Annotated in this window: 8 protein-coding genes; 7 read left to right on the top strand and 1 reads right to left on the bottom strand. The window is 45.3% G+C overall.

The genetic code is table 11. From position 1 onward, the window contains the following. Nucleotides 1–21: 21 nt before the first annotated feature. A complete protein-coding gene (locus IDJ77_RS02485) occupies nt 22–1,035 on the bottom strand; it encodes a LacI family DNA-binding transcriptional regulator (RefSeq protein ID WP_191187338.1) in 1,014 nt (337 codons plus the stop codon). Nucleotides 1,036–1,419: 384 nt separating this feature from the next. Here IDJ77_RS02485 and IDJ77_RS02480 point away from each other — a divergent pair, with 384 nt between their 5' ends. From IDJ77_RS02480 to IDJ77_RS02450, 7 genes are all read left to right on the top strand, one after another. Continuing rightward, nucleotides 1,420–4,428, top strand: coding sequence for a SusC/RagA family TonB-linked outer membrane protein (locus tag IDJ77_RS02480; protein WP_191187337.1), 3,009 nt, complete (start codon nt 1,420–1,422; stop codon nt 4,426–4,428). A gap of 11 nt (nt 4,429–4,439) precedes the next feature. Next, nucleotides 4,440–6,098 (top strand): RagB/SusD family nutrient uptake outer membrane protein, encoded by a 1,659-nt coding sequence (locus tag IDJ77_RS02475; RefSeq protein WP_191187336.1) that lies wholly within the window; start codon nt 4,440–4,442, stop codon nt 6,096–6,098. 67 nt (nt 6,099–6,165) lie between these two features. After that, nucleotides 6,166–8,832, top strand: coding sequence for a sialate O-acetylesterase (locus tag IDJ77_RS02470; protein ID WP_191187335.1), 2,667 nt, complete (start codon nt 6,166–6,168; stop codon nt 8,830–8,832). Between the two features lie 60 nt (nt 8,833–8,892). Then, the gene (locus IDJ77_RS02465; RefSeq protein ID WP_191187334.1) at nt 8,893–11,172 is read left to right on the top strand and encodes an FAD-dependent oxidoreductase; all 2,280 of its coding nucleotides are present in this window, start codon (nt 8,893–8,895) and stop codon (nt 11,170–11,172) included. A gap of 15 nt (nt 11,173–11,187) precedes the next feature. Next, complete coding sequence (locus IDJ77_RS02460) at nt 11,188–12,873, top strand: sodium:solute symporter family protein (protein WP_191187333.1); 1,686 nt, start codon at nt 11,188–11,190, stop codon at nt 12,871–12,873. 345 nt (nt 12,874–13,218) lie between these two features. Continuing rightward, a complete protein-coding gene (locus tag IDJ77_RS02455) occupies nt 13,219–13,809 on the top strand; it encodes an RNA polymerase sigma factor (protein WP_191187332.1) in 591 nt (196 codons plus the stop codon). Between the two features lie 79 nt (nt 13,810–13,888). Continuing rightward, nucleotides 13,889–14,887 (top strand): FecR family protein, encoded by a 999-nt coding sequence (locus IDJ77_RS02450; RefSeq protein ID WP_191187331.1) that lies wholly within the window; start codon nt 13,889–13,891, stop codon nt 14,885–14,887. Nucleotides 14,888–14,899 lie beyond the last annotated feature (12 nt).

The raw sequence follows: 14,899 nt of genomic DNA, 5'->3' as shown, positions 1-14,899 counted from the left end.
CCGTAATGTTTTAAGGGCTTATTAGCTGGAATTACGAACAATTAATTTCGTTTTTAGAACAACAGTAGGAGCTTTCCAATCGGCCACATCGCGGTCTATTTGGTCAAGCAACAGCTGGGTAGCCGTTCTGCCCATTTCTTTTATAGGCTGCTCAACCGTAGTTAGCGAAGGCTCGATAAGCGAGGATACAAAATCGTTACTGAAGCCAATGATGGCAATATCTTCGGGGATGCGTAAGCCAGTTTCTTTAATTAACCGGATCGCCTCAATAGCGGTTGGGTCGTTAATGCAAAAAATAGCATCGGGCCGTTCTTTCAGGTTAAGAAAATAATTAACGTAAATCTTCACTTTGTTAATGGCCAGATCATAGTGCACCAGCAGATCCTCGTCAAATGGTACCTGGTGTTTAGCCAGGGCTGTCATGTACCCGGCCTTACGCCGTTTGCATATACTTAACGATTCCGGGCCCGATAGGTGAGCAATGCGGCGTTTGCCACGGGCTATTAAATGTTCAACGGCGGCAAAGGCGCCTTCCTGGTCTTCTACAATTACCTTTGGCACAATCATTTCATCGCACACCCTGTTAAAAAAAACGATTGGAATACCCTTCCGCTGAAAAAGTTTCAGATGTTCAAAATTGTTGGTTTCCCGGGTGATGGATATCAGCAGGCCATCTACCTGGTGGGTGAGCATTACCTGCGCGTTGGAAACCTCAGTTTCATAACTTTCGTCGCTTTGGCTGATGATAAGATTATAACCGGCCTCTTTGGCCCTTTCCTGCGCCCCGATGATCAGCTGCGGAAAAAACGACCGCGAGAACTCCGGTACGATAATGCCGAGTGTATGGCTGGCTTTTTTCATTAGCCCGATAGAGAACATGTTGCGCTGGTATTCCAGCTGATTGGCCAATTTTAATACTTTATCGCGCGTTTGCTCATGCACGCTGGGGTGCCCGGTTAAGGCTCTTGATACGGTAGATTTTGATATACCTAGTTCCTTAGCGATATCAAAAATGGTAGTTTGATGTTTTTTCAACTTATATAAACCTAAGCAGTTTTTGCTCCCAACTTTGGGAGCGTTCCCAAAGTAAAGTATTTATTCTTAACTGGTTATTTTATTTTACCTGTAAAGTAATTACAATGTAAATGGGAGCCTTCCCAAATTTGGGAGCGTTCCCAGTGGCACTAAACGCTCATTTTGTTATTAAAACACCTGTTTCCGCAATATTTTCGAACAACCAATTAATAACCAGGAAGCCGGTGATGCTTTAATCATCGCGCTCCATAAACCAAATTATCATGAACCTTAAAAACACCGGGTTATCCGGCACAAGTGTACCTGCCTGGGAAAGCATAAACCAATACCGGCGGTATCACAGTATTCAGTCAAACCAATTATTAACACCTAAAAACTAATCTGATGATCAAAAAACTTACTTTTTTAGTCATGCTGATCTTATCACATAATTTGCTTTTAGCGCAAGGCACACAAGTAATTAAAGGTAGGATAGTTGATGACACCGGCTCGCCGCTGGTTGGCGCAACTGTTTATCTCACAGTTGAAAAAAAGGCTGCGGCAGCAGATGCTAAAGGTGATTTCAGCATTACTTCAAACAACGCAGAAAATAAACTTCGCGTAACTTTTGTTGGTTACAAAACCCAGGAACTTGATCTGGTAGCTTTTAAGAATGGCGGCACCATTACCCTGCAAAGCGATGGCAACAACCTTAACGAAGTAATTGTGGTTGGTTACGGCACCGCTGTAAAGAAAGATCTTACGGGCGCTGTAAGTACACTAAGCGGCGACTTAATTACCGAGCGTAAAACCACCCGCGTAAGCCAGGCTTTACAAGGTGCTATACCCGGCGTGCAGGTAACGCGAAATACCGGAACTCCGGGTGCCAGCGGCAGTATTCTGATAAGGGGGGTTACCACTTTGGGTGTGAATGACCCGTTGGTTATTATTGATGGGGTGCCCGGAAGCATTGATAACTTAAACCCGGATAACGTAGAGAGTATCTCGGTACTTAAGGACGCAGCATCTTCTGCTATCTACGGCTCGCGGGCTGCGGCGGGCGTTATTTTAATTACCACCAAACGTGCCAAGGAAGGACAAACAGACCTTACCTATAGTGTAGATTTTGGTTCGCAGAGGCCCATTACTATGCCAAAATTTGTAAATGCGCAAACCTATATGGCCCTGTTTAACGAGATGAAGGTTAACGATGGTGCTACCCCCATTTACGATGCGGCTATAATTAAGGATTATGAGGCACTAAGCGCCGCCGAACCTGATAAATATCCTAACACTAACTGGCAAAACGATTACTTTAAAAAGAGCGCCTTTCAGCAAAGGCACGACCTGAATTTCACCATCGGCACCAAAAACGTAAAAACGAAGGTAATAGCAGGCTATATTAACCAGGGCGGCCTGGAGCCAAACCGGTCGTTTAACCGATACTCGTTCCGCGTAAATAACGATTTGAGGTTTAACGATAAATTAAGTGCCAATGTTGATTTTTCGTACTACAGGGCACAATCGCTGTCGGCCACCACGTCAGACATTAATTTGGTTAGGCAACTACCTGCAATTTACGATGATTATTATACCGATGGCCGTTACGCGCCGGGTAAAGATGGTGCCAACCCTATAGCAAACAATATATTAGGCGGGCGTACCAATGTGCGTAATAACCAGTTCAGCGCTCGTATGCAGCTAAATTACTCGCCGGTGAAGGGCTTAAAATTGAGCGGGATATTTGCGCCACAACTCGGCTTCTTAAATTCAAGCGCTTTCTCGCAAATTGTATCCTACACATCGTTAACCGATCCCTCGGTTGTTTTAAACAGGTTTAATAATACCAACGCGTTAACGCAATCAAGCTCATACAACCAGGCATTAAACGCGCAGTTTTTAGCCAATTACCAGGTAACGGTAGCGCACGATCATAACATCACAGCTTTGTTAGGTTATGAGAGCAACGATTTTCGTGATGAAAACTCAAGCGCCTTTCGCGATGGCTACGTATTGCCCGCATACCAGGTAATTGACGCCGGCGCGAAACTGAATGCCACTAATTCCGGTAACGCATCAGAAAGTGCTCTGCGATCGTTTTTTGGGCGAATAAACTACAGTTACAAAGGAAAATATCTATTACAGGTAAATGCCCGGTATGATGGTTCTTCGCGCTTTGCGCCCGAAAATCGTTGGGGATTTTTCCCTGCAATATCCGGCGGTTGGGTAGCCTCAGAAGAGGAAATGTTTAAAGGCAAAATGCCATTTTCGTTCCTGAAGATCAGAGGGTCATGGGGCCGCAATGGCAATCAGCAAATAGGCAACTATAGCTATCAATCGCTTATCAATTTAAATACCGTGTTGTTTTACAATACGGCCGGGCAAATTGTGCCGGCTACCGCAGGCAACCAGTTAAACTACGCTGTTAAAGATATCACATGGGAAACCAAGCAGGATTTTGATATCGGTGTGGACGTTGCATTTTTTAAAGATCGCCTGTCGTTAACTGCCGATTATTTCAATAAAACCACCTTTGATATTTTACTGAACTTACCTATCCCGCTAAACACCGGGCTATTGGCAACCCCGCAAAATGGCGGTAAAATGTTGAACAAGGGCTGGGAGCTACAGGTGGGCTGGAACGACAAGATAGGTAAGGACTGGAAATACAGTTTTTCGGTTAACCTGTCCGACTATAAAAATAAGATTGCCGATCTGAAAGGCACCTCAACGCTTGGCTCGTACGCCTTACTGGAAGGGCAGCCATACAATGTTTGGTACGGATACCGTAACCTTGGCTACTTTAAAGATGCCGCAGATGTTGCAGCCTCGGCCAAGTTAACCGGTGCCGAAAAACCGGGCGATCTTAAATACGCCGACTTAAACGGCGACGGCAAAATAACGGCCGATAAAGACCAGGTACCATTGGGCAACTCTTTGCCACGTTATTTATTTGGCGGTAACGGTAACGTGAAGTATAAGAATTTTGATTTCGGGTTCTCGTTCCAGGGGATCGGGAAGCAGCTTAGCCGCTTAGGCGGGTTCATGATACAGCCTTTTGATAGCAACTTTGGTAATGTGAACACCTACTACGTTGATAATTACTGGACGCCCGACCGCCCCAATGCCAAATATCCCAGGTTAAGCTACAATAACAAAAATATCAACTACGATCAAAGCTCCGATTTTTGGTTCTTCAATGGCTCCTACATCAGGCTTAAGGATGTAACCTTTGGCTACACATTTAGCCCCGGGTTGCTTAAACGTTTCGGTGTGAAAAACGCGAGAGTGTTTATAAGCGCTACAGACTTGTTTACCGCAAGCCATTACCCAAAAGGCTGGGACCCGGAAGGCACACAGGGTAATAACCCACTGGTGGTAACTTATTACTCTGGCTTAAGTGTTACTTTTTAATTCAACACATCATGAAAAAGACATACACATACAAAATATTGTTGTTAACGTTATTAACAATGGCCGGTTGCCGCAAGCTGGATCGTTTCCCCCTGGATAGCCCCAGCACGTCCACGTTCTACTCCAATAAAACCGAATTAGAACTGGCTGTAAGCGCACTGTATAATGGCGGTATCTACCCGCAGGATTCGGAAGAATGGTCTGATAACTTCTGGAACAGAACAACCATCGGTAACGAAATTATCCACAGCACAGCTACCATACAATCTGGTAACTTCTCAAACACCTGGTTAGCCTGCTATAAAGGTATAGCCAGGGCGAACGGAATTTTAGATAATATTAACAAAGCAACAGATGTTACTGACGCTTACCGGCAGCAAATTGAAGCGCAGGCAAGGTTTGCCCGTGCTTATGAATACTCTTTACTAATCGTTCACTTCGGCGATGTACCCTTAATTAAAACTACGCTTTCCCTTGCCGATTCTTATACTATTAAAAGAACATCAGCCGCAGAAATTCAAAAGTTTATCAACAGCGAGTTTGATTTTGCAGCATCGGTATTGCCGGTAAGCTACACGGCGGGCCTGCAGTATTTTACCAAAGGTGTGGTGTTGGGCATGAAGGCCCGTTTAGCCATCTCGCTTAACGATTGGGCAACAGCCGCGGATGCATCCAAACAGATCATGGATATGAAGGTGTACAGCTTGTATCCTTCGTACCGCAATTTGTTTTTGAGGGCAGGCCAGCATAGTTCAGAAGTAATGCTGTCTTTTCCACGGTCGGTAACATACCTTAATACTTATGATATCCAGTACACCATATCCAGGTTAGCCGGTGGTTTTGCTTCAAGCATTCCATCACACGAGCTGATAGACAGCTACGAATGTACCGATGGTAAAACCATCGACAAATCGCCTTTGTACGATGTGAGTAAACCATTCGCCAACCGGGATCCCCGCTTAAATGCTACCATAGTTACGCCTGGCGATACCTTTTTAGGTTATGTTTTTCAAAATCATCCGGATAGCACCTTGGTTTTTAGCGCTAAGGATAATAAAAAGGTGACCAACAAGGATAACAAAGGTGCCGCCAACCCATTCGCCAGTTTTACAGGGCATTTATGGAAGAAAGGTATCGACGACAGCCAGTTAGCTAACATCAACAAGGTTGATCTCGACCAAATTGTGTTGCGTTATGCCGAGATCCTGTTGATCTACGCCGAAGCTAAAATAGAACTTAACCAAATAGACCAAACAGTTTTAGATGCCATTAATACCATCCGGGCGCGAGGATATGGTGTAGCAGTAGGAGCAACTACTGCATACCCCGCCGTTACCACAATAGTGCAGGCCGATTTAAGGAAAATATTGCGCAGGGAGCGCCGCATAGAACTGGCCCTGGAAGGAAGGCGCTACATGGATCTGTTGCGCTGGAAGCTTGTTGATAAAGTTTTTAGCAAGCAGGTGTATGGCATACCGCTTAATAAAGTTGATTACCCATACCCGGGCACGCCGGTTTTTGATGCAGATGATATCCCATCGTACGACGCTTTTGCATCAAAACTTACCGTAATTGATAAGCGTGTATTCGACCCTAAATATTATTTATGGCCGGTACCCTTTAACGAGTTGGCCTTGAACAGCGGCTTAGGGCAAAACCCGGGGTGGTAAGTATGGCAATCACTGCATAGCCAATATGCAGTGATTATTTTTTGCGATGCTTTGTAAAATACAGGGAATGAATTTATTAAGAACAGCAATTTTAGTATGGTTTTGCGGGACGCTTTGCGACAATTGTTTTGCGCAGGAGAAATTATTGTTCCTGGTTGCAGGGCAAAGCAATGCTGTTGGTCAGGGAGATTCGGGCTTGTCGGTAAAGTCTGGGCTGGAACAGGCCTTTGAATACCGCTACACAGGTAACGCACTTCACCGGCTGGCAGACCCTGTTGGTGCCAACGAGCTTAGTTTTGAGCGCGCTGCTACAGGTAGCGCCTGGCCTGCCTTTGCAGCACAATTACATCAGCTAACGCAAAAAAGTATCATCATTATTCCCGCCGCCAGGAACGGCAGCTCCTGCAATGGCAAAGCCGAGCAGGGGAGTTACGGTACCTGGGATACAACCGGTATGCTATTTAAAAACGCCGTACTTAAAACACAGCAGGCTATTAAAAAAGTTGGCCAGCCCATAAATGGCATCATTTGGGCGCAGGGCGAGCGCGATGCAAATGCCATTAACGCAGGCATTATTACCGCAGCTGATTATGAGGAGAGTTTAAGGCAACTCGTAGCACGTTTCAGGCGGTATTTGGGTTTGAATGTGCCGTTCTATATCGTTCAAACAGGGTATTACAAAAATCATCCCGCAGGGGGTTTTGATTCTGTGCAAGCTGTACAACAGCGGATTACCTTAACCATACCCCATGTTTTCCTGGTTTTTAAAACGGCTAAGTTTATGGCGCAAAACAGGCTTAAGGACGAAATACATTACAACCAAAGTGCCCTGAACGAGGTGGGAAAAGCCATTGCCGATACCGTTTATCGGCTTAGCCCGCATTTAAGCACTGCCAAAATTTTTGGCGATAACATGGTTCTGCAGCAAGGCATCCCTATAAAAATATGGGGTTATGCCATGGCGGGGGCACCTGTAACTGTTAAGCTGGATTTGAAAACAATAATGGTTAAAGCCGATAACAATGGCCGGTGGCTGGCGGCTTTGCCTGCGCATAATTACGGCGGGCCGTATGTGCTGCGGATTAAAACAAAGCAGCAAAGCATAAGCTACAAAAATGTAATGGTGGGCGAAGTGTGGCTGGCTTCGGGGCAATCCAACATGAATTTTGAAATTGGCCGCCCCATAGCAGATATGGAAAAGGTGGTTGCCGCCGCCAATTACCCCATGATACGTGAGTTTAATGTACTCCGGCAGGTAAGCAGAAACCCGCTCGATGATGTAAAAGGAGGAGAGTGGCTGCTTTGCAATAGCGGCAACGCGCCAAAATTTTCGGCGGTAGCCTATTTTTTTGCGCGTAAACTGTATTTGAAAAAGAAGGTGGCTATAGGCATCATCCATGCTTCATACGGTGGTACTGTTATTGAAACCTGGACGAGCAAAGAAGCCTTGTTAACCCATCCCGATTATAAAGAAAAACTACCGCAGCTGCTAAGCGATAAAACTGATTGGGGAGCCATGCAGGCAAGATCTGACAGTGTGAACAGGGAGAAAGACAGGGTTATACAAACAGCAGCCAATGGGCAAAAGCTGGGTGTGCAGCAGCCAACCTTTAACGATAGCGACTGGCTCTGGCGTAATTACCCTATCCGCACGCCGGATATTGGTGCCCCGGCTTATAGCATTGTTTGGTTTCGCAAAACTATTGATGTACCGGCTGCCGCCGATCTTAGCCAAAGCTATACGCTTGATTTAGGCAAGGTGCTGGAGTCTGACGTTACGTACATTAACGGTATAGAAGTAGGGCGAAGCAAACAGTTGGACCGAACGGTTTACACCATTCCAAATGGGGTCATCAGGGCGGGGAAAAACGTCATCGCTATCCGGTTGGTTTCGCAATGGGGAAATGGGCAGATTGGCGGTCCTATAGATTCGCCATCGCTAAAGGGTACAGGGGGCAAATTAATTATACCACTTACCGGAGCCTGGCAGTATAACTACGCGCTGGAACCTAAACTGGTTTTGGGTGGCGGCTATCAAAATAATCCGGCGGCTTTGTTTAACGGGATGATCAACCCCTTGATCCCTTACGGTATAAAAGGCATCCTTTGGTACCAGGGGGAATCAAATGCCAGTAATTATACCTCGTACAAAACACTGCAACCCTTACTGTTTACAGATTGGCGCACGCGTTGGAGGAATTTAACCATGCCTTTCCTGTTTGTGCAGTTGCCCAATTTGCAGGGGGCCATCCCCTTGCCATGGATGCGCGAAGCGCAAGCCGCATCGTTAAACCAACCCAATACAGGTATGGCGGTAGCAATTGATGCCGGCGATAGCTACGACCTGCATCCGCACAATAAACAACCCATAGGCGAACGGTTGGCTTTGCTGGCGCTACACGTTGCCTATAAAGGCACCGGGGACTACCAGGGGCCAATTTACAGTGGGGCAGTGATAGAAGACAGTGTTATCCGCATCAGTTTCAAAAGATCAACAAGTCCGCTTGTATTTAAAAATAATGCGGCAGGGAATGGCTTTTCTATAGCCGGGAATGACCACATTTTTTATCCTGCAAGGGTAAAGCAAAAGGGCGAAGAACTCTTAGTGAGTTCGCCAATGGTAAAACAGCCGGCAGCGGTAAGGTACGCCTGGGAAGCAGTGCCTGTGGTGAGCGTTTTTAACAAGGCGGGTTTACCGGCGGCACCTTTCAGGACAGATGCATGGGTGCCATAATAACAATGCCGGGCATGGGCAAAATTAATAGAACTAAACACGTATAAAATAATTGGAAATATGTTAACAGCGGACTATGTAGCGCAAAGGGAATTGAAATTAGAAGAGCGGTCTGCAGATCTTGTGGTAACAGGCGGGGGCTTATCGGGTGTATGCGCGGCCATCACAGCGGCACGGGCCGGGTTAAAGGTGATACTTGTACAGGATAGGCCGGTGCTTGGCGGTAACTCATCAAGCGAGGTAAGGTTATGGGTATTGGGTGCAACATCGCACATGGGAAATAATAACAGGTGGGCGAGGGAAGGAGGTTTGGTGGATGAGATACTTGTGGAAAATATGTACCGCAACCCCGAAGGCAATCCGTTGATATTTGACACGATATTGCTGGATAAAGTAGTTGCTGAGAAAAATATTCAACTATTATTAAATACCGCGGTTTACCAAGTTGATAAATCCTCAGCTGATATCATTTCATCATTGACTGCCTTTTGTAGCCAAAATTCTACGCAATACCTGCTTCAAGCCCCCTTATTTTGCGATTGCTCCGGCGACGGTATTGTGGGCTTTCTATCAGGGGCGGCGTTCCGTATGGGGGCGGAAGCAAAGGAAGAATTTGATGAAAAGTTTGCCCCAACCGAGGCTTACGGAGAATTACTGGGGCACTCGTTATATTTTTACTCCAAGGATACCGGCAAGCCCGTTAAATATATTGCGCCGGATTTTGCATTGGATGATATCACCAAAATTCCGCGCTTTAAAAGTTTTAACGCGCAGGAGTTTGGCTGCAAGTTGTGGTGGATAGAATATGGCGGCCGTTTAGATACTGTACATGATACAGAGCAGATAAAATGGGAACTATGGAAAGTAGTTTATGGCACCTGGAATTATATTAAGAATTCGGGAAACTTCCCCGAGGCCGAAAACCTGGCACTGGAGTGGGTGGGCACTATCCCCGGCAAACGGGAGAGCAGGCGATTTGAAGGCGACTATATGCTGAATCAACAGGATGTGGTAAACCAAAATACACATTTTGATGCGGTGGCCTACGGCGGATGGTCGATAGACCTGCACCCGGCCGATGGTGTATTCAGCGAAAAACCGGGCTGTAACCAATGGCATAGCAAAGGTATTTATCAAATTCCTTACAGGTGTTTATATAGCAAGAATATTAAAAATCTTTTTTTGGCGGGGCGTATCATCAGTGCCAGCCATGTTGCCTTTGCTTCTACAAGGGTTATGGCAACCAGCGCTTACGTGGCGCAGGCGGTTGGCGTAGCGGCTAAAATTTGTAAAGATCGATCAATTTACCCTGCCGATATTATTAAGGATAACAGTCTCGCGGTTCTCCAAAAAGAACTTCTTAAATCCGGGCAGTATATCCCCGGAATAGCATTACATGACGATGCGGACCTGGTGCAATCGGCAAAAATACATGCATCCAGCGAACTGGTTATTAACGCCATGGACGCTGATACGCAATACCTGCCTTTGGAGATAGCTACGGCACAACTCATCCCATTGGCTGAGGGCGAATGTCCCAGGATAGTTTTTAATGCCGAAGCTGACGAGGAAACCCAGTTGAAAGTGGAATTACGTACCAGCCTGAAGATCGGTAATTTTACACCTGATAATACCATTGCCAGTACCGTCTTCTACCTTAAAAAAGGTAATAATACCCTCATGCTTAATTTCGGGTACGAGCAATCAAATGCTGCTTACGTGTTTATAATGTTCGGCAAAAACCCGAGGGTTAAATTACAGTTTACAGGGCAGCGCATAACAGGTATGCTGTCGGTCTTTAACCTGGTGAATAAGAACGTATCCAACTACGGGCGACAAACCCAAACCGAAGATATAGGTGTAGAAGAGTTTGAATTTTGGTGCCCGCAGCGCAGGCCGTGGGGCTTAAATTTGGCGCTTAATTTTAAGCCCGGGCTTGATGTTTTTAGGGTGGATAATATCCGCAACGGCATAGATAGGCCAACCGTACAACCCAATGCCTGGGCGGCTTCCTATGATGATGCCAGCCCCAAACTAACGTTGGAATGGGAAGAGGCGCAAAGCATTGGCACTATTCACCTCATTTTTGATACCGATTACGACCACCCGATGGAAACCGTGCTCATACATCACCCAGAATCGGTAATGCCTTTTTGCGTTCGTAATTATACTATAAGCGATGAAAGCGGTCAACTGATCTATGAAAAAAAAGGTAATTATCAAACCCGCAACATCATTATACTTGCTAACCCGGTAAAAACAAAAAAACTAATTATACATATGGAACATCCATCGGCTTTGGTGCCGGCTGCTTTATTTGCTGTAAGATGTTATGCTTAACTTGCCTCTCTAAATATGGTACAAATAGACTTCTACGTAATGGCGATCTTCGCCTTATTAATATTTGCAATAGGATTAACTTTTACAAAAGCAGGCAGTAAAAACGGGCAGGCCTTTTTCGAGGCAGGCGGCGCCACCCCCTGGTGGATAAACGGTTTATCCTTATTCATCAGTTACTTTTCGGCGGGTACATTTGTGGTTTGGGGCTCTATAGCATACAAAAGCGGGCTGGTGTCCAACGTTATCCAGCTTACCATGGCCATCAGTGGTTTGCTGGTAGCCCGCTTTATTGCCGGGAAATGGAAAAAAACAGGCGCTATGACCGCTGCCGATTACCTGGGCAGGCGCTTCGGCGTAAAAACACAGCAGTTTTATACGTACTTAATATTACTGCTTAGTTTGTTCTCCACTGCGGCGGTACTATACCCGGTAGGGAAGATGGTACATGTGGCTACGCTCTTTCCGCTTAATACCTGTATCATTGTTATTGGGCTCATCATCGTTTTGTACACTGCAGCTGGGGGCTTATGGGCAGTGCTGGTTACGGACGTGGTGCAGTTTGTCATCCTTTCCGCGTCCGTATTTATCGTAATCCCCATTGCGTTTAGCGAGATAGGCGGTGTATCGCAACTTTTTGCCAAAGCGCCACCCGGCTTTTTTCAACCCTTTAATGCCGATTACACTTTTGAATTTATGCTGGCCTTTATTGTTTACCAGCTGTTTTATATTGGTGGTAACTGGGCCTATGTACAACGTTATACCAGTGTGGCCACTGTTAAAGAATCAAAAAAAGTGGCATACCTGTTTACGGCTTTATACCTCGTTAGCCCGGTGATATGGATGCTGCCACCGATGATCTACCGCATTATTAACCCCAACCTGCAAGGACTGGAACCCGAAGGCGCCTATATGATGATCTGCCAGAAAGTATTGCCCGCAGGTTTAATAGGCCTGGTGCTTGCCGGGATGATATCCGCTACATCGAGCAAAGCGAACACCACCATCAATTTGGTGGCTACCGTTTTTGCAAATGATATTTATAAGCCGCTTATACGCCCGAAATCATCCGAGAAAGAGTTGATCCTGATGGCGCGTTTGTTTACACTGTTATTTGGGGCTTTAACAATTATTGTAGCTATCCTGATTCCCAGGGCAGGTGGGGTAGTGGAGGTGGTGTTAAGTACGGCTTCGATTGCCGGTGGCGCATTGTTCGGCCCCATTATATGGTCTTTATTTACCAGGCGGCAAACGGCATTTTCGCTGGTTACAGTTTCGGTCATATCGCTGCTGGTAAGCCTCTTTTTTAAAGTGGTAACGCCTTCCTTGTTCGATTTTAAATTTAACCGCACCATGGAAACCATCGTTGGCGTTGGTTTGCCCGTTTTGTTGCTAATTGCGTTTGAACTTTATTATCAGCTAAATAGTTTACAAGGCCCCGATTATATGGTTGCTGCACCGGAAACGCCCAACACACAAACCCTTGCTGAGCATGCTGCTTCGCAACAACAAAATGTTTTTGGCGTAAAGGTTATTGCTATCTCTATGTCCGTGATAGGTGTGGGAATCATTGCACTGGGTGTGCTGGCACCGAATTTTTCGGGTGTGGTGATAGGCGTAGGGCTTTTTATTTTGATAATGGCTGCAATTATATGGTACAAAATAAAGCCAAAACCTGCTGTAGAACCCCGGGCGGGCGGCTAAGCATACCGCCGATTAGTTAGCCTGCTAATTTCTTGAATTAAGGCAACTGCATTCAATGAATCGATTTAATGATATAAACTAAGTAAGTATATGGATTTAAGCAAATTTTCAGCCCTGTTTTTAACCAAAAATAACTTTGCCTTAAAATTTGCATTACTTCTTGGCGGGAAGTATCAAAAATAACTTTGTCCTTTATATCGGTATATCTTTATAAGATTTTTTATATAACTGCTTTAAACAAGCTATGCTTTGGTGATACTAAAATGAGTTGCTACAATAAGTTAATATGTTATTAATGTAGCCGTATCCTTGGCTTATTAACTTTGACGCGTTAACACCTGCGGTATGCCATTGCAAGAATATAATGATGATCAACTTTTAGCGCAATGGAAACAGGGTAGTAAACAGGCCTTTAATGTTTTGTTTAACCGTTACTTTAATAAACTACTTCAATTTACTGTAAAACGTATAAACGATAAAGAACTGGCAGAAGAACTGGTCATGGATGTATTATTTCGCTTATGGCAGCACCGGGACAATCTGAATGCGGAAAACTCCCTGAATGCCTATTTATTCCGTTCGGTGATGAACGGTATTGTTGATCACTTAAGAAAAAATGCCATACAAACCCTGTCTCTGGATGGTTTAGTCATGGAGCACCCCGGCGTTCCCAGCCATGAAAACCAGCTTCATCAGTTGGAGTTGAATGCGATATACCTTGAAACCCTTACCGGTTTAAGCCCCAAGCGTAAGCGCACGTTTGAGCTGAGCCGGCAGGAAGGCAAAAGCCATAAGGAAATTGCCGCGGAGATGGATATTTCTGTTAGCACGGTTAAGCAACACATAAATGCCACACTCGGCGTATTAAGAGAAACCATGAAAGAGCATACTGATGTAGCTTTCACGGTTCTTTTAGCAATTGTATCATTCCAGTAAGTAAGCGCTCTAATATTTTTTTACTTTCTCATTAGTACCATGTACCAATACTTACGTATTAGCAGGTAAGAAGACGGGTATGCAGGAACCAGAAAATAAAGATTTACTAAAGAAATATATCGGTCACCAATGCTCGCCCGAGGAATTGGCCCTTGTATTGAAGTATATTCAGTTACCTGAAGGAAGACAGGCATTAGAATACCTTCTTTTAAATGAATGGAATGCTTTTGAAGCTGATGATGCTGAACCAGGGCATTCAGAACAATGGCACGCGCTGCTGGATGCCAGGATCAAACAACATACAGCCCCCTCTTTTACTGCCCGGTATTCATGGTTAAAGTATGCAGCCATTTTTATTATGGTAACGGGCATTGGCGCGTGGTTACTGTTGGAACGGCAACCCAAAGAAACTTTGGGCCAGATTGCACTGGTAGAGAAATATAACCCACGCGGGCAACGTACGAGGATCACCTTACAGGATAGCTCGGTTGTTTACCTCGGTGCCGACAGTAGGTTGCGGTATCCTGAATTATTGAATGGTAGTACCCGTGAGATATTTTTAGAAGGAGAAGCCTTTTTTGAGGTGAAACACGATGTTAAGCATCCTTTTATAGTGCATACCGGCAAGGTGCAAACCCAGGTATTGGGTACCTCATTTAAAATAGAAGCCTTTAAAGATCAGCGCCTCACCGTTGCCGTTGCTACCGGAAAGGTAAGTGTTGGCTATAAAGACCAAGCCAATGCATTAAGATCACTGGCTGTACTTACGCCGGGAAAAGAAGTAAGCGTGAATGCGGTAAATAAAGCGGAGATCAACACAGTAGCTATAGTAGATATAAAAGGCTGGGTGGACGGTAGTTTAGCTTTCACCGATGCCCGCCTTGACGAAATATTCCGCGAACTGGAAAGGTGGTACAACGTAAAGATCATTATCAAAGGCGATAAGCTGAAAGCCTACAGTTTAAGTATAAATGTCAATGGTAAGGCGCCTATAACGCTGGCACTGGATGCAATTACGGGGGCCACGGGCTTAAAGTACCGTATTGATCAAAATCAAATCATCATATCACCCCAATAAATACTACAGGAG

Origin of the sequence: Mucilaginibacter pankratovii (assembly GCF_014773265.1) — a bacterium.
Lineage (GTDB): Bacteria > Bacteroidota > Bacteroidia > Sphingobacteriales > Sphingobacteriaceae > Mucilaginibacter > Mucilaginibacter pankratovii.
This window is presented reverse-complemented; position numbering and strand designations above follow the sequence as displayed.

Excerpts from the sequence above, each read along its gene's own strand:
- IDJ77_RS02480 (WP_191187337.1), top strand. The coding sequence starts at position 1,420 with ATGATCAAAAAACTTACTTTTTTAGTCATGCTGATCTTATCACATAAT.
- IDJ77_RS02475 (WP_191187336.1), top strand. The coding sequence starts at position 4,440 with ATGAAAAAGACATACACATACAAAATATTGTTGTTAACGTTATTAACA.
- IDJ77_RS02470 (WP_191187335.1), top strand. The coding sequence starts at position 6,166 with ATGAATTTATTAAGAACAGCAATTTTAGTATGGTTTTGCGGGACGCTT.
- IDJ77_RS02465 (WP_191187334.1), top strand. The coding sequence starts at position 8,893 with ATGTTAACAGCGGACTATGTAGCGCAAAGGGAATTGAAATTAGAAGAG.
- IDJ77_RS02460 (WP_191187333.1), top strand. The coding sequence starts at position 11,188 with ATGGTACAAATAGACTTCTACGTAATGGCGATCTTCGCCTTATTAATA.
- IDJ77_RS02455 (WP_191187332.1), top strand. The coding sequence starts at position 13,219 with ATGCCATTGCAAGAATATAATGATGATCAACTTTTAGCGCAATGGAAA.
- IDJ77_RS02450 (WP_191187331.1), top strand. The coding sequence starts at position 13,889 with ATGCAGGAACCAGAAAATAAAGATTTACTAAAGAAATATATCGGTCAC.